Annotated in this window: 20 protein-coding genes; 12 read left to right on the top strand and 8 right to left on the bottom strand. The window is 63.8% G+C overall.

The window, feature by feature from the left end; translation table 11 throughout:
* Positions 1-137 precede the first annotated feature (137 nt).
* A complete protein-coding gene (locus tag U0177_RS06685) occupies positions 138-1,580 on the bottom strand; it encodes a hypothetical protein (protein WP_409569827.1) in 1,443 nt (480 codons plus the stop codon).
* Between the two features lie 531 nt (positions 1,581-2,111).
* Here U0177_RS06685 and U0177_RS06680 point away from each other — a divergent pair.
* The 6 genes from U0177_RS06680 (at position 2,112) to U0177_RS06655 (ending at position 7,783) form a co-directional block, all read left to right on the top strand.
* Complete coding sequence (locus tag U0177_RS06680) at positions 2,112-3,689, top strand: trehalase family glycosidase (protein WP_409569826.1); 1,578 nt, start codon at positions 2,112-2,114, stop codon at positions 3,687-3,689.
* Positions 3,690-3,758: 69 nt separating this feature from the next.
* On the top strand, positions 3,759-4,034 hold the full coding sequence (locus tag U0177_RS06675) for a response regulator transcription factor (RefSeq protein ID WP_409569825.1): 276 nt from the start codon (positions 3,759-3,761) through the stop codon (positions 4,032-4,034).
* A gap of 1,039 nt (positions 4,035-5,073) precedes the next feature.
* Positions 5,074-5,853 carry a hypothetical protein gene (locus U0177_RS06670; RefSeq protein ID WP_409569824.1) on the top strand — a complete coding sequence of 260 codons (780 nt, stop codon included), beginning with the start codon at positions 5,074-5,076 and terminating at the stop codon, positions 5,851-5,853.
* Between the two features lie 470 nt (positions 5,854-6,323).
* Positions 6,324-6,524: a hypothetical protein gene (locus U0177_RS06665; protein ID WP_409569823.1), complete on the top strand. Its 201-nt coding sequence runs from the start codon at positions 6,324-6,326 to the stop codon at positions 6,522-6,524.
* 189 nt (positions 6,525-6,713) lie between these two features.
* Complete coding sequence (locus U0177_RS06660; protein ID WP_409569822.1) at positions 6,714-7,010, top strand: hypothetical protein; 297 nt, start codon at positions 6,714-6,716, stop codon at positions 7,008-7,010.
* A 377-nt stretch (positions 7,011-7,387) separates the two neighbouring features.
* Positions 7,388-7,783: a hypothetical protein gene (locus U0177_RS06655; RefSeq protein WP_409569821.1), complete on the top strand. Its 396-nt coding sequence runs from the start codon at positions 7,388-7,390 to the stop codon at positions 7,781-7,783.
* A gap of 373 nt (positions 7,784-8,156) precedes the next feature.
* Here the strand turns inward: U0177_RS06655 and U0177_RS06650 are convergent, their stop codons facing one another.
* From U0177_RS06650 to U0177_RS06635, 4 genes are read right to left on the bottom strand one after another with little or no spacing between them, the layout of a single operon-like run.
* Positions 8,157-8,678 carry a hypothetical protein gene (locus tag U0177_RS06650; protein ID WP_409569820.1) on the bottom strand — a complete coding sequence of 174 codons (522 nt, stop codon included), beginning with the start codon at positions 8,676-8,678 and terminating at the stop codon, positions 8,157-8,159.
* Positions 8,645-8,998: a hypothetical protein gene (locus U0177_RS06645; RefSeq protein WP_409569819.1), complete on the bottom strand. Its 354-nt coding sequence runs from the start codon at positions 8,996-8,998 to the stop codon at positions 8,645-8,647. The genes U0177_RS06650 and U0177_RS06645 overlap by 34 nt, the downstream gene beginning before the upstream one ends.
* The gene (locus U0177_RS06640; protein WP_409569818.1) at positions 8,985-9,758 is read right to left on the bottom strand and encodes a hypothetical protein; all 774 of its coding nucleotides are present in this window, start codon (positions 9,756-9,758) and stop codon (positions 8,985-8,987) included. The genes U0177_RS06645 and U0177_RS06640 overlap by 14 nt, the downstream gene beginning before the upstream one ends.
* Complete coding sequence (locus U0177_RS06635) at positions 9,746-10,264, bottom strand: hypothetical protein (protein WP_409569817.1); 519 nt, start codon at positions 10,262-10,264, stop codon at positions 9,746-9,748. Before U0177_RS06635 ends, U0177_RS06640 begins: the two co-directional genes overlap by 13 nt.
* Before the next feature lie 903 nt (positions 10,265-11,167).
* On the opposite strand from U0177_RS06635, the gene U0177_RS06630 reads away from it, so the two are divergent.
* The 3 genes from U0177_RS06630 (at position 11,168) to U0177_RS06620 (ending at position 14,413) form a co-directional block, all read left to right on the top strand.
* A complete protein-coding gene (locus tag U0177_RS06630) occupies positions 11,168-11,602 on the top strand; it encodes a BlaI/MecI/CopY family transcriptional regulator (RefSeq protein ID WP_409569816.1) in 435 nt (144 codons plus the stop codon).
* A 72-nt stretch (positions 11,603-11,674) separates the two neighbouring features.
* Positions 11,675-12,691 carry a M56 family metallopeptidase gene (locus tag U0177_RS06625; protein WP_409569815.1) on the top strand — a complete coding sequence of 339 codons (1,017 nt, stop codon included), beginning with the start codon at positions 11,675-11,677 and terminating at the stop codon, positions 12,689-12,691.
* 474 nt (positions 12,692-13,165) lie between these two features.
* A complete protein-coding gene (locus U0177_RS06620) occupies positions 13,166-14,413 on the top strand; it encodes a multicopper oxidase domain-containing protein (RefSeq protein ID WP_409569814.1) in 1,248 nt (415 codons plus the stop codon).
* Positions 14,414-14,473: 60 nt separating this feature from the next.
* Here U0177_RS06620 and acnA read toward each other — a convergent pair whose 3' ends face one another.
* Positions 14,474-17,284 (bottom strand): aconitate hydratase AcnA, encoded by a 2,811-nt coding sequence (gene acnA, locus U0177_RS06615; RefSeq protein ID WP_409569813.1) that lies wholly within the window; start codon positions 17,282-17,284, stop codon positions 14,474-14,476.
* Positions 17,285-17,592: 308 nt separating this feature from the next.
* On the opposite strand from acnA, the gene U0177_RS06610 reads away from it, so the two are divergent.
* The 3 genes from U0177_RS06610 (at position 17,593) to U0177_RS06600 (ending at position 20,950) form a co-directional block, all read left to right on the top strand.
* Positions 17,593-18,771 (top strand): MFS transporter, encoded by a 1,179-nt coding sequence (locus U0177_RS06610; RefSeq protein ID WP_409569812.1) that lies wholly within the window; start codon positions 17,593-17,595, stop codon positions 18,769-18,771.
* 123 nt (positions 18,772-18,894) lie between these two features.
* On the top strand, positions 18,895-19,533 hold the full coding sequence (gene pdxH / locus U0177_RS06605) for a pyridoxamine 5'-phosphate oxidase (protein WP_409569811.1): 639 nt from the start codon (positions 18,895-18,897) through the stop codon (positions 19,531-19,533).
* Positions 19,534-19,558: 25 nt separating this feature from the next.
* Complete coding sequence (locus tag U0177_RS06600) at positions 19,559-20,950, top strand: amidase (RefSeq protein WP_409569810.1); 1,392 nt, start codon at positions 19,559-19,561, stop codon at positions 20,948-20,950.
* A gap of 10 nt (positions 20,951-20,960) precedes the next feature.
* On the opposite strand, the gene map is transcribed toward U0177_RS06600, so the two are convergent.
* Together map and U0177_RS06590 are read right to left on the bottom strand one after the other, a co-directional pair.
* Positions 20,961-21,716 carry a type I methionyl aminopeptidase gene (gene map, locus U0177_RS06595; RefSeq protein WP_409569809.1) on the bottom strand — a complete coding sequence of 252 codons (756 nt, stop codon included), beginning with the start codon at positions 21,714-21,716 and terminating at the stop codon, positions 20,961-20,963.
* Positions 21,717-21,743: 27 nt separating this feature from the next.
* Positions 21,744-22,886, bottom strand: a complete 1,143-nt coding sequence (locus U0177_RS06590; protein WP_409569808.1) for a pyridoxal phosphate-dependent aminotransferase — start codon at positions 22,884-22,886, stop codon at positions 21,744-21,746.
* Positions 22,887-22,981 lie beyond the last annotated feature (95 nt).

Genomic DNA, 22,981 nt, shown 5'->3' with positions numbered 1-22,981 from the left:
TCAGACCCCGTCTGATACGCTATTCGCTTGATCACGTATAGATTGTGTTGAACGACGTGGGACGCCCCGTCGGGCAACACAATAATAAATTTGGGGGCGGCTTCACCGCCCCCAAACCCCCACCAAAGTGTCAGTAATCAAGCGAATTTAGTACTATTCGTTCCAAGCTGGGCAAGTAGCTCACCATCGGCAAAATGCATCACTGCTTTACAGGTATCCTCGCGAGAAAGGCCCGCGAGCACGTATGTAGGTTTGCCCAAAATATTGGTATACCACGTCTCACAGTGGTGCAGTGCATGAATATCGATATTTTGGCATGTCATTCCCGTTTCTTGTGAGCTAATCGTATAGAAGTATTTATAGACATGATAATCCGTATCGCGCGCCTTAATACTGCCGACAACAACAATAGCGTCATACATAGATAGATCTGCCAGATCTTCAACGTCGGAAGATGCTTTAAAGCAGGACTGTATTCCTGCTTTAAACAGCGGGTCTACGAGAAAATCCGCGACATCATCGTCAAAGTTATTGCTGACAATAGCAACAACACCTCGATGTGTCGCGCTGATTGCCTCCAAAGCGCAGCGAAGCCGAGTTATCTGGCCTGCTACTTGGGCCGTAAGTAGCTCTGGATAGAGCCGTGTGGCTTTGTGATAGTACTCTAGGGCTTTGTGGCTAACCCTCCCGTCGCGGCCGAATATCTCGGCGGCCTTCATGAAAAACTCAGCAGCTTTGCGTCCTTCATGTGCTTGCTCATAACATTGGGCAGCACGGGAATACAGTGCTGCGAGCAGGCCCACTGGGTAGCTGTGCTTGAGGCCATGAGCAATAACCTGTTCGGACGCCTGACCAGCCCCTGCGAAATCCTCGATCATTTCCAGGTACAAAGCACGCCATTCAGCGACCCAGAGGTCGCCGCGCCATCTGTGATATATTTCCTCAAATTGGCGCGCCAATTCAACAAACTCCCTTTTATCTAGCAATACGCCATGGTCATTCAAGTATATTGCCGTCCTGACGATAAAGTTCACCCAATTCCATCGTGCCTCATCAAGATTATCTGGAATAATGAGCATCTGGCAGACTTTTGCCAGCTTTTGAAGCTTTTCATAGGTTGAGCGAATATTAATGTCGGGCCGCTGCCTGATACGCCAGTATATTTCAGCCAGGCTTCGATTAAGATGCTCGGTTAGAATATCAGTGATAAAGTCATCAAAAACAGGCATAGACTTCCATCCGGGTCTAAGGATATAACCAGCTCGTGGTTTATTCTTCCAGAACATTAATGTATCTGTTCCAGCGAGCTCAGGGTAGGCTTTATCGATCCTCTCTTTAAGGTGGAAAAAGTGATTATCTACGGTTTTATCGCGCATGATCACATGCCCATTTACGGCTTGTGTTAATTCTTCTTTCGTTCGAAGCCGCACTGGTTCTTCCAATAATTTGGCAATGAGTTTCGTTTGTGACGGCGAGATATCAAGCCATCCGCCATCATCAAGTCGAATCCGTTGATTCGCCTGATCGAAGTGAACCGTGTGGAGGCCGCCATTACCACCATCATCTGCACCACTCTCCATGGCCTTCCTCCGCTGCACTATAGAGTTTTCACTCGCCTATTCTCTGGGTTATCGTATCCTGTACGCATCAAGTTCGATCGAGGAAACCAACCTTCCAAGAAAGGTCGACCACACGTGCCTTGAAGCCTGCTCGGGTAAAAACATGGATAGACCCATTATAATCGCCTAGTTCTAGGAATCAAGAACTCTTTGGCGGTTGCGTTTCTTTTGCGTTCTTTCTCTCAAGCGCTTTATTGTGTTACACGCTGTTCGATTGAACACGTATCGATTGTGTTGCACGACGTGGCTTCGCCACGTCGTGCAACACAATAAGAAATTTGGCGGCTTCGCCGCCCCCAAACCCCACCAAAGTGTCAGTAATCAAGCGAATTTGGTATTACACGCATCCTCAAGTAGTGCAAAAGCGCTCCTTTCAGGCACGTGATTGCGTTCGTATTGCGTTCCCTAATCGCTCCTTGTCATGATAGGCTGATAGAGCATTCGCAGCTTCTCTTACGCAGCAATATCTGCATATCTTTCAAGGAGGATGGTATGAGCACACATGAGCAGGCAGTTGACCGCGTACGCCAGTATATCCGAGAAGGATGGCGGCAACTTGAGCGCGGCAACCGCCAGCTACTATCGGCGGCGATCGATCCCAAACTTGGCAAACAGTATCACCGCTGGCCAGTGTACGTGTCTGCAAAAGAAAATCTGGAGGCTGTGAGGAATCTGCTGATCGCGCAGATGAAACGAGACGAGTTTGAGCAGATCGACCTGCGCCAGCTACCCGCGGATCTGAGCACACTCACCGAGCATGGCCTACTCTACCTGCCGCACGACTATGTGGTGCCTGGTGGGCGATTCAACGAGCAATACGGATGGGATTCTTACTGGATCGTGCTTGGCCTGCTACGCGATGGCGAGCTTGTGTTAGCCAGAAAGATGGTTGATAACTTCCTTTACCAGATTACGCACTACGGCATGATTCTCAACGCCAACCGCAGCTACTACTTAACACGCTCACATCCGCCGCTGCTCACCGGCATGATCTTGGCAGTTTTTCAGCAAACCCAGGACGCCGACTGGCTCGGCAGCGCCGTGCCAATTATTGAGCAGTATTACCAGTTTTGGATGGCAGAGCCCCACTATACCCCTGCGACCGGCCTGTCGCGCTACTATGATCATGGTTTCGGCCCTGCTCCCGAAGCGCTTGCGGATGAGCGTGATGCCCATGGACGCACGCACTATGATCGCGTGCAGGCATTCTTTCGCGCCCACACGGCCCCGCCCTACGACTATGGCTATGAGCCGGATCGCTTCTATGATGCCACCCAAGATTGCCTGACACCGCTCTTCTATGTCGCCGACCGTTCAATGCGCGAGTCGGGTTTCGACCCATCCGATCGCTTTGGAAGCCTCAATCTTGGGGTTATCGACATGAACCCAGTGTGTCTCAACACACTGCTGTTTTTGATGGAGCGAGACCTCGCCACGATTCACGATAGCTTGGGGCATCGCCCGGCGGTAGCGGAGTGGGAGGAACGCGCTGCACGGCGCGCAGTAGCGATCAATCAGTACATGTGGGACGAGGATGCAGGATTGTATTTCGACTATAACTTTACCCATGGTACGCGGCGTGTGTACCCTTTCTTGACGACCTTCTACCCGCTATGGGCTGGCATAGCTACTGAATCACAGGCACAGCGTGTGGTAGCGAACCTGCAGCTCTTCGAGGCACCGGGTGGGCTGCTGACCAGCACCACCACGAGCGGATGCCAGTGGGATGCGCCTTTCGGATGGGCACCGCTTCAGATGATCGCCGTCAAGGGATTGCGACGATACGGCGCCGAAGAGGACGCGAACCGGATTGCGAGCAAGTTCGTCTCGCTCGTCATCAAGAGCTTCCTTGCCCACGGCACAATCTATGAAAAATACGACCTGAGCAACCAGTCGATCGGTAGCCACACCACGTTTGGCTATCTGTACAACGTAGTCGGCTTCGGATGGACCAATAGTGTTGTGCTGGAATTCCTCGCCGAGCTGCCAGCCAATCGAATTGAGGAGATGAGCCTGAACTACGAAGCGCCAGCATCGCTGCGTGAAGCGCAACCTGCTGCCGAGGGCTGAGGCCGTTGTTGTGAAGTTACGTCTGGTGGCTCAAACAATGGAGTTTGGGCCACTGGGGAGGCATGCTCAATGCAGAGAGAAGAAAGACCGCTCAACCTCAGATCACATCCTCATGATCGCCTGACCGCACGCGAGCACGATGTGCTTACGATGGTAGCGTCTGGTTTAAGTAATCGAGCCATTGCAGATCGGCTCAGGATTGCCGAAAAAACGGTCGAGTATCGTCTGACTTGTATCTTTGCCAAACTTCACGTCACAAGCCGCACTCAGGCAGCGCTTCGGGCGATTCAGCAGGGCTTGATTTCGCTAGAGGATTTAGGGAAACACCTGATGCGCGAATCCTAAGCTATGTGATACATTTACCACGAAGGCAGACATTGATAGGTTATCCCACATAGCTGAAAGGAGGTGAGTTATTATCGCCGATAATTCATCGCTTAAGCCTTGAAAGGCGGACAAAGAGCACTTAAACCACCACGTTATCGCCGGAATGCACGCTTCTCGTCCAACCATTAGTTGTACTAAATAGCAGTAGTGCAACTATTGGCTCCACACGTCATACTCATAACGATTATCTAATTCCGTTTGCAACATTCATCCTCTAGAGGATGAGTGCTGAACAAGCTGTGCCTAAAATGGCACACATGAAAGGAAAACCCATGAATTACGCTCTTCGGATAAGCCGATCGCACCTTCTGTTCCTTCTCGCGGTTTGTGTGGTGCTAACGTCGGCTATTGGCTTATCGCCAAAGGCATCTCATGCTGCCACGAGCACTTATACATTCACAATGCCAGGTGGAGCCTTTGGATCGCGCACATTCAACCAGGTGTTTCGTACCACTGGCGCGCACGATGTTTCGCCTCCATACAATCAAATCCGCTACCGGGCTGTCAGCACTACGGGCGGGTATAAGGTTAAGGCTGTGAATTGTTATGGAGGGGAGCTGCCATGGTCTACTGGTTACCAGCATGTGACGGCGGCAGGGCAGCTCGTAACGCTCTCTTTCTACGTTCCGATTAATACGTGCTTCAAGCTTAACTTTCTAGGCGATGCCCCTATTAAGAGTACTACAACGACTTTCCGCATCAGCTATTAGAGCTTCTGTGGCCATCTGAGCAAATACACAGAAGTTACACCAAACGAGCTCACAACCCTTCCCTATGCACTGTCGCCGACTACCTAGGGTACACCAAAGCCGTATGGATAACCCGCCTTCTTGCCCTCTCCATAGTCGAGGGGGGCAAGACTATGCCCTGGCTACCTGATCATCCCGCTTCAGCAAAGCATGGCTACACGCTCAGCTCGCCCTGGCAGCGCCCGTGCGGCGGCGCAAATATGAGCGAGCAATGAGCGCGAAGCGCAACAGTAAAAGTAGGTGAAGCGATGCTTTCCGACCAGATCGAAACCGAGATCGCCGCGCTGGCCGCGCGCTACGGGGCGCCGAGGCGCGTCGAGGCCACGCTGGCGGGCGCGCCATTCGACCCGCTGACCATGGACGATCGCTATGGCGAGGTGCATGCGGTGCGGCGAACTGACGGCACGCTGATCAGCGCGCGCAGGGCATTCCCACCTCGCCGAGGCGTTCCGGCTGCTTACCGGCGGCGTGCACCACGGCGAGCAGATCGCCCAGGCGCGCTGCGCGAGGTGGCCGAAGAAACCGGGCTCGAGGTGGCGGTGCGCCGGTTTCTCGCGGTGATCGAGTACGCCATGCCGGCGCGGCGCCGCGCCGGTTCGCCACCTTCGCGTTTCTGCTCGACGAGATCGGCGGCGTGCTGGCCGTGGAACGACCCGGCCGAGCGGATCGCCGGCTTTCGGGCTTCCTGGCCCCTGCTGACGGCCCAGGCCGACGCTGGCGCGCCTGCCCGGACTATACCGACGCCGAGATCGGCGGGTCGTGGCGCGACTGGGGCCGCTTCCGCGCGATTGCGCACTGCGTCGTGTACGCGGCGCTGCACGATGCAGCCGATCGCGACCATGCCCCGGCTTGAGCTCGCGGCGCGCGCCTGGCCGGCCGCGTGGCCGGCGAGCCTGGCCGCAACGCTGGGGTACGGGCGCGCTGGCCTGGCCCTGGTGGCGCGCGCGATCGGTAGCGCGCTGCTGCTGGTGCGCCAACGCCGCTGCTCGCGCAGGCGTGCCGGGCGGCGCGCTGCGCGCGGGCTCTAGGGGCCGCCCTGGCGATCTGCGCGCCGCGCGGCTGGCGCTACAGCAGATCGCGGTACGCGACATGCAGATCAGCCTGGCGATCGGCTCTGTGGCGGCGGCGCTGGTTGCCGCTGTGCTACCCCTGGGCTCGGAGCGCCGCGCCGCCCGAACGCGAGGCAGTATGCAAAGCGATCTTGGCATCAGAAAGCGAACGTTTGTGGAACAGCCAGCGATTTTACGCTACACCGGCATGCTGCGCTACGACACCGCGCATGGCCTGGCGGCGCCTCGACCGGCGCGAGCTGCCGGGGCGCCTGGAGTGGGCCAGCTTCGCCACTGCCGAGCAGCTCGGGCGCGCGCGCTGGCCGGCGAGCTAGTGGCCGACAGCGCTGTGGCCGCGTTTCTGGCCGGCTACGGGCCGGCGCCGCGGCGCGCCTGGGCTGATCGGCCTGGAGGCGCGCCGCGCCGCGATCATCCAGGCCGGCGAGTGGTTGCGCCAGGCCCGCCCCGCCGATCGCCGGCTGGCCGGGCTGCTCGAGCCGGCGCTGGCCCACGCCGACGCAGCGACTGCGGGCGAAGACGCCGGGCACGCGCTGGCCGAATATGTCGGCGCGGCGCTGGCTGTGCCGACCGCACCGCCGAGCGCCAGGGCGTGGCCGCCGGCCTGCTCGACGACGGCGACCACCTGCTGACAGGTGGCTACGCCGGGCCGGCGCTGGGCCGGGTTGCTGGCCACCAAAGGCAGCGGCGAGGTACGCCTGAGCGTCGCTGCACGCCGGCTCAGGTCGCCCCGCGATGACGCTGGCCGTAGCCGAGCGGCTTGCCGCGGCGCGGCTGGTGCCGCCTGCAGGCCGGAGGCGAGCACGACGGATGCAGCGTGCATGGTTGCCGCAGCCCAGGTGGCGCTCGACGGCAGCGTTGCGGCCGGGCCCGGCGCGGCCGAGCTGGTGGCGGGCGCGCCGTGCTGGCCTGCCGTGCTATATCCTCAGCACCGACGGCCCGATCTGGGTCTGCGCCGCTCGGCGCGGCGCAGTTGGCAGGCGCGCCCGCCGACACAAATTGCGCCCGAGCAGATCAGCGCGATCGTCACCCATCGCGGCATCTACCGCCCGGCGATGATCGCGCGCTTTCTCGGCGATGGCGACGTGCCGCTTGACGTCATCTCGCTCCACAGTTGAGCTTTACAAGCTTGGGAGCTTTGGGGGCGTCGATCCTCCAAGAAGACAGTTTTTGTGCCGGGCGACGAAGCGTTTTGCGCTTCATCACCCGGCACCCGCGAGCGTTGGGCAGGGCCTGTGCGGAAAGCGATCTGCCCCCTGCGCCCACCACAAAGTACGTTTGAAACATGCCCAGAGAGCCCGAAAGCTCGACGAGGTGCGCCATGCTGCCGATTGACGACCACACTCCGACGATCAGGCCGGAGTAGCGCGCAAGCCGCCGCGCTGCTGGTCGATGCCTTCCGCGAGCACCGCGCCCGCCGCCTGGCCCGACCACGCCTCGGCGCTGGACGAGGTGCGCGAAGCCCCTCGCGCCAGGGCGGATCTGCCGCGCCGCGATGCGCCTGCCCGGCGGCGCGATTGCCGGCTGGGTTGGCGGGATCCCAGAGTATGGCGGCCACGTGCTTCAGCTGCATCCGCTGGTAGGTGCGCCCGATCTGCAGGCGCGGCATCGGCCGGGCGCTGTCGCCGACCTCGAGCGCCAGGCTGCGGCACGCGGCATCCAGACGCTCTTCCTCGGCACCGACGACGAAACTAACCGCACTGGCCAGTTCGCCGGCGCCGACCTATACCCCGACGTATGGCCGCATATCGCGGCGATCCGCAATCTGCGCGGCCACCCCTACGTGAGTTCTACCGGAAATGCGGCTTTACGATCGTCGGGGTGCTGCCCGACGCCAATGGCCGCGGCCGGCCCGATATCTTCATACCAAGCGCGTCGGCGCCTACCCTGAAGATACAACCGAGAGCAAATAGCGCTAGGCTTATACCACATTCGGCTGAACGCTTGTTGTATGGGCCTTCAGAATTGTATGCGGTTTTCCGCGCTCCGCGTGGAAAACCGCATACAGAAGATGCACAAGTACCATGCTGCCGCAGGCTCAATCGCGTACCGTGAGGAAGCCGAAGAGCGCAACTGCGTAACTCCTAAGAGCCTGTTTGAAAAGGTGCGCGAGGGCAGCCCCTCGCACTTCTCTGGTAGGTGGCGGCCACATTCGTGGCCGCCACCTCGCTGCAGTGGAACCAGAGGGACAAAGTCCCTCCAAACCACCCTTTTCAAACAGCTTCTAAAGTGATCAAGCGAAGAGCATATGAAAGCCTGCGCGGTCACGCGAGCTGCCGTAGCAGCGCGGCGTAGGCCGCCCAGAGCAGCAGCGCCAGCAGCAGCCCATCCACCCCCACATACGCCCAGGCCCAGCGGCGCGGCGAATGGCCCGCCGCCAGCCGATCGCATGCCAAGAGCAGCGCCAGCAGCAGCGCAGGCGCCAGCACGCACGCGCCGATCGCCGGCGCGCCGAGCGGGCCTTCTTCCTGAAGCGCGCCGAATGGCCCGAGCCAGGGCAGGCTCGCCAGCGCGATCAGGCCGACCTCGCGCAGCCGCAGCGCCAGGCCACCCGGCGCGCGGCCCAGCCCAGGCCCAAACGGGCCGCGGCCAAGCAGCGGTGCCAGCGCCAGCGCCAGGCCCAGCGCCCCGCCCCAGTGCAGCGCCTGCTGGTCGAAAGGGCATCGGCAGGGTGGCGGCGCCAGCGGCGCGATGTCGAGCGTGCCCGCAGCCTGGGCCAGCGCCAGCGCCAGCAGCAGCGCTGGCAGGCCATTCAGCCAGGCCGCCAGCGCGCGCCGGCCAGCCACGCGCGCTGGCGCGGCCGCGCAGCGCCCGGCTTGATCCCCCGCAGCAGCGGCCACTCCAGCAGCGCCAGCGCTACCACCAGGTCGGTCTTGCGGCCCATCGGCGGCGCGAACGGCAGCGGCAGCAGCGCTAGCCCCAGCCACGGCAGCGCCAGCGCCACAATATCGCCGGCCGCGAGCGCTGCAGCGGCGCTCTTCGCCAGGCTCGCGGCCCTGGCCCGCGCCACCAGCCAGGCAGCCGCGAGCGCCGCCGCGCCGCCGGGAAACAGCAGCAGCCGCGACCAGGCCAGGCCAACCAGCGTCAGCAGCTCACTCAACGTCATGGGTCAGCTCGTCGGGCGCGGAGGCCGGGCCAAGCACCAGCGCCAGCCAGGGCACGTCGTCGCGCAGCGTACGCAGCGCCGCGCCGGAGCCAGCGGGCGCAGCTTCCGCAACAGGGGCGGAGGGCACAGCCGGCGTGCTGGTGCCGAGCCGCGCGCATGTGTACACCAGCGCGCACAGCACCAGCATCAGCAGCGCAAGCGCGATCGACGGCCAGGTGGCCACGGGCACGTGCGCCGCATCGGCAGCTGCCAGCCCGACCCACGGCCACACATTGACATCGCCATACAGCGAAAGGCCGCCCTGAAGCTGCGCGACCACCGGCTCGATCGGGCCGCGCAGCACCAGCGGCGCGCCAATGCCCACAAGCGCGCTGGCGAGCGCTACCGGCCTATGCAGGCCGGCCGCGTCGGCGGGCGGGCCCCACAGCGCGCCGACCAGCCCGCCGAGCAAAGCGGCCAGCCACAGCGCGCCGGCCAGCAGTGCCGCGCCGCCGGCCATGCTCGCGCCGATCAGCATCCAGGCGGCGGCAAATGGCGCCGCGAACGGAAACGCGCTGGAAAACAGCCATGGCAGCCACGTGCCAAGCTCGGTTGGTGCTAACGGCGCGGCACGCCCCAGCCAGGCGGGTGGCGCCAGACCGGCCACCAGCAGCAGGTAGCAGAGCGCGGCATAGCAGGCCGCCGCGGCGCCGGCATTCGTTCCCAGGCCCAGCCCGGCCAGCGCGCCAGCAGCCAGCGCACTGGCGCTCAGGCAGGCCATGCGCGGCCTGCCGGCTGGGCGCGGAACAGCGCTGCCAGCGCACACCAGCACGCCAGCGCGCCGCCAAGCAGCAGCGCCGCCAGCGACCAGCCCGCGTTCCAGGGGCCAAGGCTGTATAGGCGCGCCAGCGGGTAGAGCCAGGCCGGCGCGAGGCAGCGCGCGAGCAGCCCCGCGCCGGTGGCATACTCGGCGCGCGCCAGTGCGCCGATCGGCAGCAGCGCCGCCAGCAGCACCAGCCCAAACGCCGGGCTGCTCAGCGCCGCCCCGGCCAGGCGCGCGTCGTACACCGCCGCGCCGCCCAGCGCCAGCGCTCCGTAGCCGGCCAGCAGGCACAGTGCCGCCAGCAAGAGCGGCGCCGCTTCCAGCCAGGCGCGGCGCGGCTGGGCACGCCCGGGCAGCGCCAGCAGCACGGCAGCGGCCAAAAAGCCCAGCGCGATGCCCAGCGTCGATGCGAGCGCGTAACTCGCCAGCAGCGGCAGCAGCGCCAGCGCGCGCCGCGCCGGCACGCGGCTCGCCGCCAGGCTGGCCAGCAGCCCAGCCAGCGCCAGCGCGCCGTCCAGGCGCTCAGCGCGTCGGCGCGCAGCAGCGCCCCATAGGACACAGCGCCGGCGCGCGTGAGCCAGCCCAGCCCCAGTGCCGCCAGCAGCCCGGCGGCCGCCAGCACGGCAGGCCAGCGCCGGGCAAGAGCTTCTAATCGCCGCATCATTCGCGCTCCTCAGGTCGCGCCGGGCCAGCCCGCGCGTGGGCCTGAATCATAAGCCGGCCGGTGGCCAGTGTCAATCATACCAGCTCCGTCTGATCACTTTCTTTCCGCGGGCGGCTTCGCCACCCTTAACTGCATGATGAAGCAGGTGATCAGCCGATGCGCTATCACGCCAGCTACGCGGCGCCGAGGGCCTGTGCCATAGATAAAAACATAGGAGTTACACACTTGCGTGATTCGGCTTCCCGAAGGCAGGGGATTGAGCCTGCGACAGCAGGGTACGTGTTGATCTTCTGTGTGCGGTTTTTCGCGCTCCGCGCGAAAACCGCACACAATACGGAGAAGAGTACCGCTCTGCCGAAGGATGAGCGCCAACTGCGTAAGTCCTAAAAACATTGTTATTTCAACACGCGCAGCTGCCACGGTGCCACCAAATTGCGAATGGCTTCCAGACGCGCTGGTACTCTCGCGGTTAATACAAGCTGTCTTAATGGCTATGAAAAAAGTGTTATTTGCTCTACAAAGCCATGAATTGAAATCGCGCGATATGCCGTGCTATAATACCCCTACCGGTAAGGAAATAGTAATAGGCGTGGGCAAGCATCCCTGTTGAATTGCGTAGTATTGATGCATAAGCCCAACTGCGGCAGCCCTATGCCACAAACATCCGCCCAATGCAGGTATGGTGCAAAAAGAGGAGCGAGGAATGAAACGAAAAATTGTTTCGGTCTTCAAGCCGCACAGCCAGGGGCTGGGCAAGCTCTTTGGCTCGCTTGAGGCCGATATTATGACACTGATCTGGGAGCGCAAAGAGGCATCGGCGCGCGATATTTTCGAAGGGCTGCGCGACCAGGGCCAGCGCATCTCGTACGGCGCCACCAAAACGGTGCTCGACCGCCTGGTGAAAAAGCAGGTGCTGGCACGCGCGCTCGACGGCAACCAGTACATCTACCAAGCGCAGCTGAACCGCGATGAGTACACCAAATCGGCGATCCGCGAGATCATCGATGGCCTATTCGCCGGCTTTGGCGCGCCGGTCTATGCGCAATTCTTCGACCAGATCCAGTCGGCCGACCCCGAGCAGCTGAACGAGCTGACTAAACTGATCAACGAGGCTGAGGCCAGGAAAGCCCAATCATAACCACACCGAACCACACCGGCACGCCGACATACAATATAGCCATGCCGCTAAGGGCTAGTGAGGCCGAGTTCTATGGGCACCGACGTCATACCTTACGAGCCATACCATCCGCACCTCGGTTACACCCTATTTATTTCGATGCTGGCCTGGGGCAGCATCGCGCTCTACAGCCAGTACTTCCTCGGCCGGCACCCGCGCATACGCGTCGCGCTGTATGCCCTGGCGATAGCGCTGCCGCTCGGCACCGAAGCCCTGGCATACCTGATCTTCATGGCCCGGCCGGCGCCCGAAACCCCGCTTGGCTATGTTCTGACACATTTCCACGCCAAATTCATCGAAAGGCTCCCGATCGACTCGTTTCTCTCGCCGGTGGTGAGCGAGCTGCTGATCGTTTTGCTCGCGAGCATCTCGCTGATTTCGCTCGTGCGCTTCGTGCTCGGCACGCGCCAGCTCAATCGCGCCGTGGCCCACGCCACGCCGCTAGCTAGCAGCACATACAGCCCGATCTTCTCACACCTGCTTGCCACGACAAACATGGGCGGGCGCTCGCTGCCGCCAATACTGGTGTGCGATTTCGACGTGCCGCTGGCCTTCACCACCGGCATTCTGCAGCCGCGGATCTACATCGCGAGCACGCTGCTCCAGCTGCTCACTATGGACGAGGCCGTGACGGTGCTCTGCCACGAGTGGGCGCACGTGATGCGCCGCGATATTCTGTGGAACTGGCTGGTGCGGCTGCTGCGCGATATGCTCTGGTTCCTGCCCGGCAGCCACCTCGCCTGGCACTCGATGCTCGAAAGCCAAGACGAAGACTGCGACATGCTCGCGGCCACAATGACGCACCAGCCGCTGGCGCTGGCGCGCGCGCTGGTGAAAGTAGCCGGGGCCAGCAGCCACGTGAAGCTGCCCTCGATGATCGGCGCTACCACATTCGCACTGCCCAGCTCGGCGCCACGCACCCGCGTCGAGCAAATGATCCGCCTGTACGAAACCAAAGCATCGCCCGGCCGAGCGGCGGTGCTTGGCGCTGGTATGCTAAGCCTTGGCATCGTGCTGCTGGCGCTCTTGCCCCCGCTGCTCGGCTCGTAGCCAGCCCATTGCTGCGCAGCCTAGGCAGCCCGCGCACCCTGCTCATCAGTATATCCACGCCACAGCCATACGGCGCTTGACTGCGCGCCGTATGGCTTTCTTGTTTCTTTGGCACAGAGATGTTTTTACTGTCATTTTATGTGCAATTAATACACTGTGTATCAATAAAACAAGCCACCTACCCATAACGCGAAAACCTATTTTTAACGCCGATTTTCAGATAAACGAACATATAGTTTGACTGTTATAAATTTCATTGTTCTGCCTTATACCGCATGCTACAATCGGCGAAGTTCATCAATCCATTGCAACAGGATTGCAACACTGCGCAGAAACCTTGCCCAGGGTATGCGCGTCTCGATACGATAGGAGTGCAGATTTCAGCACGGCTGGCCTCCCGCAGCGGCCTGTCGATAAGGTAGGGGTGGGACAATGGGGAAAATTCGGGAGTTTTTCAGCGGAGCACGGCTTATCATGCTCCTCAGCTACAGCTTGCTGATCGCAATCGTCGGCTTCTTCGCATTCCGGAATGTGTCGCCCGGTAATGCGACCACCGGGCAAACACGCCACTACTACATTGCGGCCGATGTTGTCCAGTGGGATTACGCGCCCTCGGGCAAAAACCTAATCACCGGCCAGCCGTTCGACGACGCCGCCAATGTGTTTGTGCAGCCCGGCCCCAACCGGGTCGGGCGCGTGTATCGTAAGGCGCTCTACCGCGAGTACACCGACGCGACATTCACTACGCTCAAGCCGGTGCCGCCCGAGTGGCAGCACCTTGGCACGCTCGGGCCGGCAATTCACGCCGAGGTCGGCGATACGATTATCGTCGATTTCAAAAACAACACGCCGCACCCGGCCAGCATTCACCCCCACGGCGTGTTCTACCATAAAAACGCCGAGGGCGCGCCCTACGCCGATGGCACCGGCCCGGCCGACCAGGGCGACGACGCGGTGCCGCCCGGCCAGACCTACACCTACACCTGGGATGTGCCCGAGCGCGCCGGCCCCGGCCCCGGCGACGGCAGCTCGGTGCTGTGGATGTACCACTCGCACACCGACGAGGTCGGCGACAGCTACAGCGGCCTGATCGGCCCCATGATCATCACTGCGCGCGGCCAGGCCAAGCCCGACGGCTCGCCCAAAGATGTCGACCGCGAGTTTGTGACGATGTTCCTGGTATCCGACGAAAACCAGTCGCTCTACCTGCAAGACAATATCGCCGAGCATGTTGCCGCGCCCAATACTGTAAACGAAGACGACGAGGAGTTCCACGAGAGCAACCTCATGCACTCGATCAACGGCTATGTCTACGGCAACCTGCCCGGCCTGCGAATGAGCGTCGGCCAGCACGTGCGCTGGTATGTGATCGGCATGGGCACCGAGGTCGATCTGCATACGCCGCACTGGCACGGCAATACGCTGCTGATGAATGGCGGCGCTTCAATGGGCATGCGCACCGATATGGTCGAGCTGCTGCCGGGCAGCATGAAGATCCTGGATATGGTGCCCGATAACCCCGGCACATGGCTGTTCCACTGCCACGTGAACGACCATATCACCGCAGGCATGATGGCAACGTTTACCGTGGATCCGGCCGGCGGCCAGCCTGCGGCCAGCGCAAGCGGCTGGGGCGGCACGGCCTCGGCTATCACCACCGACACCGGCAGCGCGCTCTACTCGTTCTACTGCAAGGTCACCGGGCACAAGCCCACCGTATAGCCGCACCAACACACCGAGCCGCCCCGGTTGGGGCGGCTCGGTGTGTGCCGTTCGCTGGTGCTATGCCGCCACCGGCTCGCTCTGCGCGGCCAGGTTGCGTAGCACGTAGTGCAGAATGCCACCGTTGCGGTAGTACGTCAGCTCGCCCTCCGAGTTGATCCGCACCCGCACCGCAAAGCGCTTCTCGCTGCCGTCCTCGGCCGCCGCCCGCACCGTCAGCTCCTGGCCCGGCTGCAGCTCCTCGATCCCCTCGATCGTAAACGTCTCGCGCCCGGTCAGCCCCAGCGACGCGGCGTTCTGGCCGTTCAGAAAGGTCAGCGGCAGCACGCCCATGCCCACCAGGTTCGAGCGATGGATACGCTCAAAGCTCTCGGCGATCACCGCGCGCACGCCAAGCAGGAACGTGCCCTTCGCCGCCCAGTCGCGGCTCGAGCCGGTGCCGTACTCTTTGCCAGCCAGCACCACCAGCGGCGTGCCGTCGGCCTGGTAGCGCATCGCGGCGTCGTAGATGCTCATCTGCTCGCCGGTGGGTAGGTACGCGGTGTAGCCGCCCTCGACCCCCGGCACCATCGCGTTGCGCAGCCGGATATTCGCGAATGTGCCGCGCATCATCACTTCGTGGTTGCCGCGCCGCGCGCCATACGAGTTGAAGTCTTTCGGCTGCACGCCATGCTCGATCAGGTACTTGCCCGCCGGGCTGTCTTTGGCGATGCTGCCCGCCGGCGAGATATGGTCGGTGGTCACGCTGTCGCCCAGGATGGCCAGCGCCCGCGCGCCATGGATCGAGCGCAGCGGCGGCACCGTGCGGGTCATACCCACAAAGTAAGGCGGGTTCTGAATATAGGTCGAACTATCGTTCCAGGCGTACAGCGCGCCGCCGGCCACCGGGATCTGGTTCCAGTCCTCGTTGCCGGTAAATACATTGGCATACTGCTGGCGGAACAGGTCGGCCGTCACCGAGTTGGCCATGGCCTCCTGCACCTCGGCCTGGCTCGGCCAGATATCGGCCAAGTACACCGGCTGGCCGTCGCTGCCGGTGCCCAGCGGCTCGTAGCGCATGTCGATATCGACCGTGCCGGCGATCGCGAAGGCCACCACCAGCGGCGGCGAGGCCAGGTAGTTCGCGCGCACCACCGGGTTGATCCGGCCCTCGAAGTTGCGGTTGCCGCTCAGCACCGCGCTCACCACCAGGTTGTTGTCCTTCACCGCCGCCGCTATCTCGTCGGCCACCGGCCCCGAGTTGCCAATGCAGGTGGTGCAGCCATAGCCCACCACGTTGAAGCCCAGCGCGTCGAGATCGCCCAGCAGCCCGGCCTTTTTCAGGTACTCGGTTACCACGCGCGATCCCGGCGCCAGGCTGGTCTTCACGTACGGCTGGCGCGTCAGGCCCTTGGCTACGGCCTTCTTGGCGAGCAGGCCTGCGGCAATCATCACCGAGGGGTTCGAGGTGTTCGTGCACGAGGTGATCGCGGCGATCACCGTGGCGCCGTGGGTCAGCTTGCTCTCGCCGCCCTCCGTCGTCACTGCCGCCTCGTTGCCCTTGTAGATATCGTAGCGGCTCACCACCGGCGCCTGCTCGGGTTCGGCCTCGTTGCCGCTCTCGCCCAGCCAGCGAATATAGCCCTTGCCGGCCGTGTCGTTGTGCTGCACCTCGCGGCCAAAGGTCGTCTTCATCGCCTGCCAGAACGAGCGCTTCAGGTCGTTCAGCGGCACGCGATCCTGCGGCCGGCGCGGGCCGGCCATGCTCGGCTCGATCGTGCTAAGATCCAGCTCCAGCAGCTTGTTGAAGGCTGGGATCGGGCTGTCGTCGCTGCGGAACATGCCCTGCGCCTTGCAGTAGGCCTCTACCAGCGGCGCCACGGCCTCGCGGCCGGTGCCGCGCAGGTAGCGCAGCGTCTCTTCATCCACCGGGAAGAAGCCGCAGGTCGCGCCATACTCCGGCGCCATGTTCGCGATCGTCGCGCGATCGGCTAGGCTGAGCGCGCTCAGCCCGGCGCCGCAGAACTCGACGAACTTGTCGACCACGCCCTCCTTGCGCAGCATCTCGGTCACGCGCAGCACCAGGTCGGTGGCGGTGGCGCCCGGCCGCAGCGCGCCCACCAGCTTCACGCCGATCACCTCGGGCGTGAGCATCGCCAGCGGCTGGCCCAGCAAGCACGCCTCGGCCTCGATGCCGCCGACGCCCCAGCCCAGCACCCCGAGCCCGTTGATCATCGTGGTGTGGCTGTCGGTGCCTACCAGCGTGTCGGGCAGCGCGATCGTCTCGCCGTCGGCGTCTTTCACCAGCACAACCTGCGCCAGGTACTCCAGGTTCACCTGGTGGCAGATGCCGGTGGCCGGCGGCACGACGTTGAAGTTCGAGAAGCTCTGCTGGCCCCAGCGCAGGAATTCGTAGCGCTCGCGGTTGCGCTCGAACTCGAGCTGGGCGTTAAACAATAGCGCCATGCCGTTGCCAAACGCGTCGACCTGCACCGAGTGGTCGATCACCAGGTCGGCCTGCGAAAGCGGGTTGATCCGCGCCGGGTCGCCGCCAAGCTGCTGCATGGCGTTGCGCATGGCCGCGAGATCCACCACCGCCGGCACGCCGGTGAAATCCTGCATCAGCACGCGCGCCGGCTTAAAGGCAATTTCGCGCTTGCCGGCGCTGGCGGGCGTCCAGCGAGCCAGCGCGGTGACATCATCTTCGCTGGTGAAGCCGTCGCCAATATTGCGAAGCAGCGCCTCCAGCACTACTTTGATCGAAAACGGCAGCGCCGCTAGATCAGCGCCGGCGCGAGCGGCCAGCTGATCAAGGCGGTAGATCGTGTACTGCTTCCCGCCAACATTGAGCGGTGCGCGCGCTCCAAACGGATCGTTCAGGGCATCCCTCATGGTAATAAACCTTTCTTGGCCTGCTCCCTGGCTAGGCCCTTGCGGCTACGGAGCACCTGCGTATGGCCCTATTATAGCCCCTGCGAGGCCAGTTGAGAAATATATTGTTTCAAGGGTTTCAATAGAAATATCCTATCGTTAGATTGCAATATCGAGCTGAAAGCGGTATTCTGAAAGCACACAGTTTTTACACGCAAGTCTCTATATCTGCTCTGCTTCCGCATGTCTTTGTCTGCGACGCGCATGTCGCGCGTGTCGCGGTGGAATACTTGTGTTTTACCACCCAACAACTAGGTTTTCGGGCAACTATGATCACGAACCAACCGATCGCTTCTATCGCCTGGCAGCCACGCGCGGTCTTTGCGCTGCTGTTTGGCTACCTAGCGCTATTCGGCGTACTTATCGGCGGCCAGGGCGTGCTGTGGGCCGAGATCATCGGCGCGCTACAGCTAAGCAAAAGTATGTTCGGCCTGGTGCAGCTGGCCTCGCCGATTCTTTCGGTGGTGCTGCTCGTAGCCGGCGCGCAGCTGGCGCACTGGCTTGGCAAGAAATCGCTGGCGATTGTCGGGCTGGCCTTGCTGGCGGTGTCGCAGCTGGCGCTGGCCGAGGCTGGCGGCCTTGCGCTGCTGCTCGGCGCGCTGCTGCTCTCGGGCGCTGGCAACGCGCTGCTCGAAACCGCTGCCAATAGCGCGACGCTCGATTGGGAGCATGCCACCGGCCGCAGCGTAATGAACCTGATGCACGCCGGCTTCAGCGCCGGCGCGGTGCTTGGCGCGTTCGCGGCCGGGCTGCTGCTCGGCCAGGGCTGGCGCTACCCGGCGGTGCTTACCCTGCTGGCGCTGCTGTGTATGCTGCTGCTGCTGATCTCGCTGCCAGTGCGCTTTCCGCCAGCTGAGTCCGGCGACGGCGCCGGGCTGGGGCCGGCCGATACGCTGCGGTTGCTGCTCGGCATGCCCGTCATGCTGGCGCTGGCGGTGGTCTGCGTGCTCGGCGTCATCGGCGAGAGCGTCTCAAACCTGTGGTCGGTGATCTACCTACACGGCCTAGGCGCCGATGCGCTGCTGGGTGGCGCAACATTCGCGCTGTTCAACGGCGCGATGTTCGCCGGGCGCCTCGCAAACTCGTGGGTGGTGGCGCGCTGGGGCGCGCGCGCCTCGCTGCTGGCCTCGGGCCTGGGGCTGGTGCTGGCCAATGTGCTGCTGCTGCCCGGCATCCTGGCACTGGCGATCGCCGGCTTCGCGCTGATGGGCCTGTCGGTTGCCGGGATCGTGCCAACTGTGCTCACCGCAGGCGCCCGGCTGGCGCCCGGCCGCAGCGCCGCAGTCGCCGGCGGGATCATGGCGCTGGCTTACACCGGCTTTGTGATCTGCCCTCCGATCACCGGCCTGGTGGCCGACCTGGTCTCGCTCAGGGCGGCCCTGCTGATCGTCGGCGCCAGCGGTATTGCCATTCTGGTGCTCGCCTGCCGCCTGCCGCCCAGCCGCTAGCCGCATACGCCCCTCACAACCAATCGCGGAACGGCTCAGTAGCGCCAGCGGCCCGCGCCACCAGGTATCATGGCGCCATCCAGCGCCCGCTGGCGCCCAGCGCATACAACAAGGAATAGCGCTATGTCCGTCGCCGATCTTCGCAAAGAGTACACCCAGCATGGCTTGCTCGAGGCCGACCTCGCCGCCGACCCGATCGCGCAGTTCGAGCAGTGGTTCGGCGCGGCCCTGGCGGCCGGCCTGCCCGAGCCCAACGCCATGACGCTCGCCACCGCCACCGCCGACGGCCGGCCCTCGGCGCGTATGGTGCTGATCAAGGGCGCCGACGCGCGCGGCTTCGTGTTCTACACCAATACCCTGAGCCGCAAGGGCCACGAGCTGGCCGAAAATCCCTACGCCGCGCTGGTGTTCTTCTGGCCCGAGCTCGAGCGCCAGATCCGCGTCGAAGGCCGCGTCGAGCCAGTCGACGCCGCCGAGGCCGATGCCTACTTCGAGAGCCGCCCGCTTGGCAGCCGCATCGGCGCCTGGGCCTCGGCCCAGAGCCAGCCGATCGCCGGCCGCGCGCCACTCGAGCAGCGCGTCGCCGAGCTTGCCGCGCAGTATGCCGCCGGCGCAGTGCCGCGCCCGCCACATTGGGGCGGCTACCGTGTGGGGCCCGATACGATCGAGTTCTGGCAAGGTCGCCCAAGCCGGCTGCACGATCGGCTGCGCTACCGTCGCGCCGCCGATGGCACCTGGCAGATCGAGCGCCTCTCGCCCTGAGTACAACCGCAGTTAGGCCGCGCCTATGACAATCACAACGCTCTCTGCAGCCGAGCTGGCGCGCCGCATTCGCTCCGGCGCACTCTCGCCCGTCGATGTGGTCGAAGCCCATATTCGCCGCACCGAGGCTAGCCACGCGGCGATCAATGCGCTCGTCACGCCCACGTTCGCCCAGGCCCGCCGCGAGGCCCAGGCCGCAGCAGCGGCGGTGGCGCGCGGCGGCCCGCTCGGCCCGCTCCACGGCGTGCCGTTTACCGCAAAAGATAGCCTCGACGTCGCCGGGGTACGCTCGACATGCGGCCTCACCGCGCGCTCGGCGCACGTGCCCGCCGCCGACGCCTTGGTGGTCGCCCGGCTCCGCGCCGCCGGCGCTATTCTGCTGGGCAAAACCAACACCCCCGACAACTGCTTCGATCAAGAGACGATCAACCTGCTGTTTGGCCGCACCAACAACCCCTGGGATGCTCGCCGCACAAGCGGCGGCTCCACCGGCGGCGAGGCCGCGCTGATCGCCGCGGGCGGCTCGCCGCTCGGCATCGGCTCCGACATCGCCGGGAGCATTCGCCTGCCCGCGCACTTCACCGGGATCGCCGGGCTACGTCCTACTAGCGCGGCCCTGCCCGAAGACGGCCACTGGCCGCCGTCGCGCGGGCGCCTGGCCGATCTGCAGGCGCTCGGCCCAATGGCGCGCAGCGTCGAAGACCTGGCGCTGGCGTTCGCGATCATGCGCGGCGATACCCCCAGGCCGCTCGATCTTGCGGCGCTGCGCGCCCAGCCCGCGGCCTACTGGCTGAGCGACGGTGTGGTGCCAGCTAGCTACGCTGTGCGCGCTGCGGTGAAAGCCGCCATAGGCGCGCTCGAGCGCGCCGGCATGGCGCCGGTGCATGCAGCCCCGGCGGCGCGGCGCTTCGCGGTGTTGGGGTGGAACGCGTACCTGCGCAGCGAGGAGCGCCTGGCCATTGCCAATGGCTTCGGCGGGGGCGCGCGCTGGGCGCTGCTGGGCGAGCTGTGGCGCGCGCTGTGCAAACACCCGCGCGTCACGCCAGGCTCGCTGTTCTACTGGTGCGGCGCCGAAGCCAGCTCACGCCTGCTCGGCGCGCTGCATGTCGATGGCGCGGCCTGGCGCGCGGCGCTGCGTGCCCAGGTGCACGCGCTTATCGGCGAGGGCGGCGTGGCGATCAGCCCGATCTTCCCCACCAGCACACCACGCCATGGCTGGTCCAGGCGCGCGCTGTTCCTGGCTATGGGCTACCAGACCTGGGTAAACTTGGCCGGGCTGCCGGGCCTGGCCGTGCCGCTCGGCCGAGCGGGCAACGGCATGCCGGTCGGAGTGCAGATCGTTGGCGCACCAGGTGCCGAGCGCACCGTGCTCGCGGCAGGCCTGGCGATCGAGCAGGCCGTACAAGCCGCGCGCTAGCGCGCCGCCCCTACAGCGCTGTCAGAATAATCGGCTCGCCGTCGGTCACGGCAATCGAGTGCTCGAACTGCGCCGAAAGCGATCCGTCGGCCGTGCGCACCGTCCAGCCATCGCGCCGATCCAGCGTGGTATCCGGCTTGCCGACGTTGATCATCGGCTCAACCGTGAATACAAGCCCGGGCTGCAGCCGCAGGCCGGTGCCGGGCTTGCCATAGTGCGGGATATTGCGCGGCTCGTCGTGCAGCACTTGGCCCACGCCATGGCCAGTGTACTCGCGCACTACCGAGAAGCCATTAGCCTCGGCGTACTCCTGTATCGCCGCGCCAACATCGCCCAGGCGGTTGCCGGCCCTCGCCACGCGAATGCCGCGCCACATGCACTCCTCGGTCACGTCAAGCAATCGCTGCACCTCGGGTGCAACCGCGCCAACCGGCAGCGTCACGCACGAGTCGCCAATCCAACCATCGAGCTTCGCGCCAATGTCGACGCCAATAATATCGCCTTCGTGGAGCTGGGTCTTGTCGGGGATGCCGTGGCAGATCACATTATTGATCGCCACGCAGATCGTAGCCGGAAAGCCGTTATAGCCCTTGTACACGGGTATCGCGCCACGCGCCCGAATAAATTTTTCAGCCATGCGGTCAAGCTCGCGCGTGGTGATGCCAGGCTGCACATGCGGCCGCAGGTGTTCGAATGTCTCGGCGACCAGGCGGCCAGCCTCGCGCAGCAGCGCGATCTGCTGGCGCGAGCGAAGCGAAATTGCCATGAAGTACTCCTCGATCCAAACCCCGGCCTACAACGCCGCCAGCAAGCGGTCGAGCCCCTCGGCAAAGTTGCGCGGCTCGGTCAGGCACGAGATCATGATGTGCGTGCCAACTTCATACCCATAGAAATAGCCGGGATGCACTAGCACGCCATGCGCCAATAAGTGTACCACCAGCTCCTCTTCATCGCTCCAGCCGCGCACCTCGGGGAACAGGTAGTAGCCGCCGTCGGGCGGCTGCACGCGCACGCCGGCGCAGCTGCCTAGTTTGCCCAGCGCCAGGTCGAGGTTGCGATGGATGTGCTCGCGCATCGAGCCGACAAAGCTCATGCCGCGTGCAAATAGCTGCGGCAGCAGCGCCTGAGTGAGCGAGTTGGCGCTCAGAAAGGTGTCGTTCAGCAGTTCAAGCCTGTCGCCATACTGCGCGCTCGCCGCGCCGCTCAGCACAATCCAGCCCAGCTTCAGGTCGGGCAGCGCGAACAGCTTCGAGATGCCATTCAGGTGAAACACCGGCAGCTCGGGGTGCAGGGCGCCCAGCGGCGGCACCGCTGCCGCCCGGTATGGGAAGCCCGCAAACACTTCATCACACACAATCGGCAGGCCCAGGCTGCCAAGCGCGGGCACAGCCTGCTGCACCACCATCCCGGTGGGGTTATGCGGCGAAACGATCAACACCGCGCGGGTGCGTTCGTCGGCCTGGGCGTGCAGGCTGGCCGGGTCGATCCGCCAGCCGCGTGCCTCGTCGAGCGCGTATGGCCGCAGCTCCACGTGGTAGATCGCAGCCAGGTACTCGAACAGCGGGTAGCTCACCACCGGCGCCAGCACATTATCGCCTGGCTCGGTCAGCAGCGCGAACAGCAGCCCATAGGCTTCGCTGGTGCTTGCGGTGATGAAGATGTCGTCGTCGGCGAGCAGCAGCGGCGGCGTGCGGGCGGCATAGTAGGCCGCGATCGCGGCGCGCGCGGCTGGCGCACCGCGTGGGTCGGGCACATAGCGCCGGCCCGCCAGGTACTCGGCCGCAGCCTGCTGCAGCACATCGGCGGGGAACAGCAGCCCCTGCTCGGTCGGGTTGCTGCTGGTTAGGTCGATATAGCCGGCGCCTGCTGCGGCTTGCCGGCGGGCTAGCTCGATCCGGTTGGGCGATAGGTCGCCATCTGCGAAGAAGCCGCTCATAGCTGTACCACAACATAGCAGGAAACGGCCTTTATTATACCCCGATCGCGCCACAGCGCAGAATCAAAAGCTCGAAGGCACCGCCTTCGAGCTTG

Origin of the sequence: Kouleothrix sp. (assembly GCF_046328425.1) — a bacterium.
Lineage (GTDB): Bacteria > Chloroflexota > Chloroflexia > Chloroflexales > Roseiflexaceae > Kouleothrix.
Note: the sequence above shows the minus strand (reverse complement) of the source record. Positions and strands in the feature narration are given on the sequence as shown.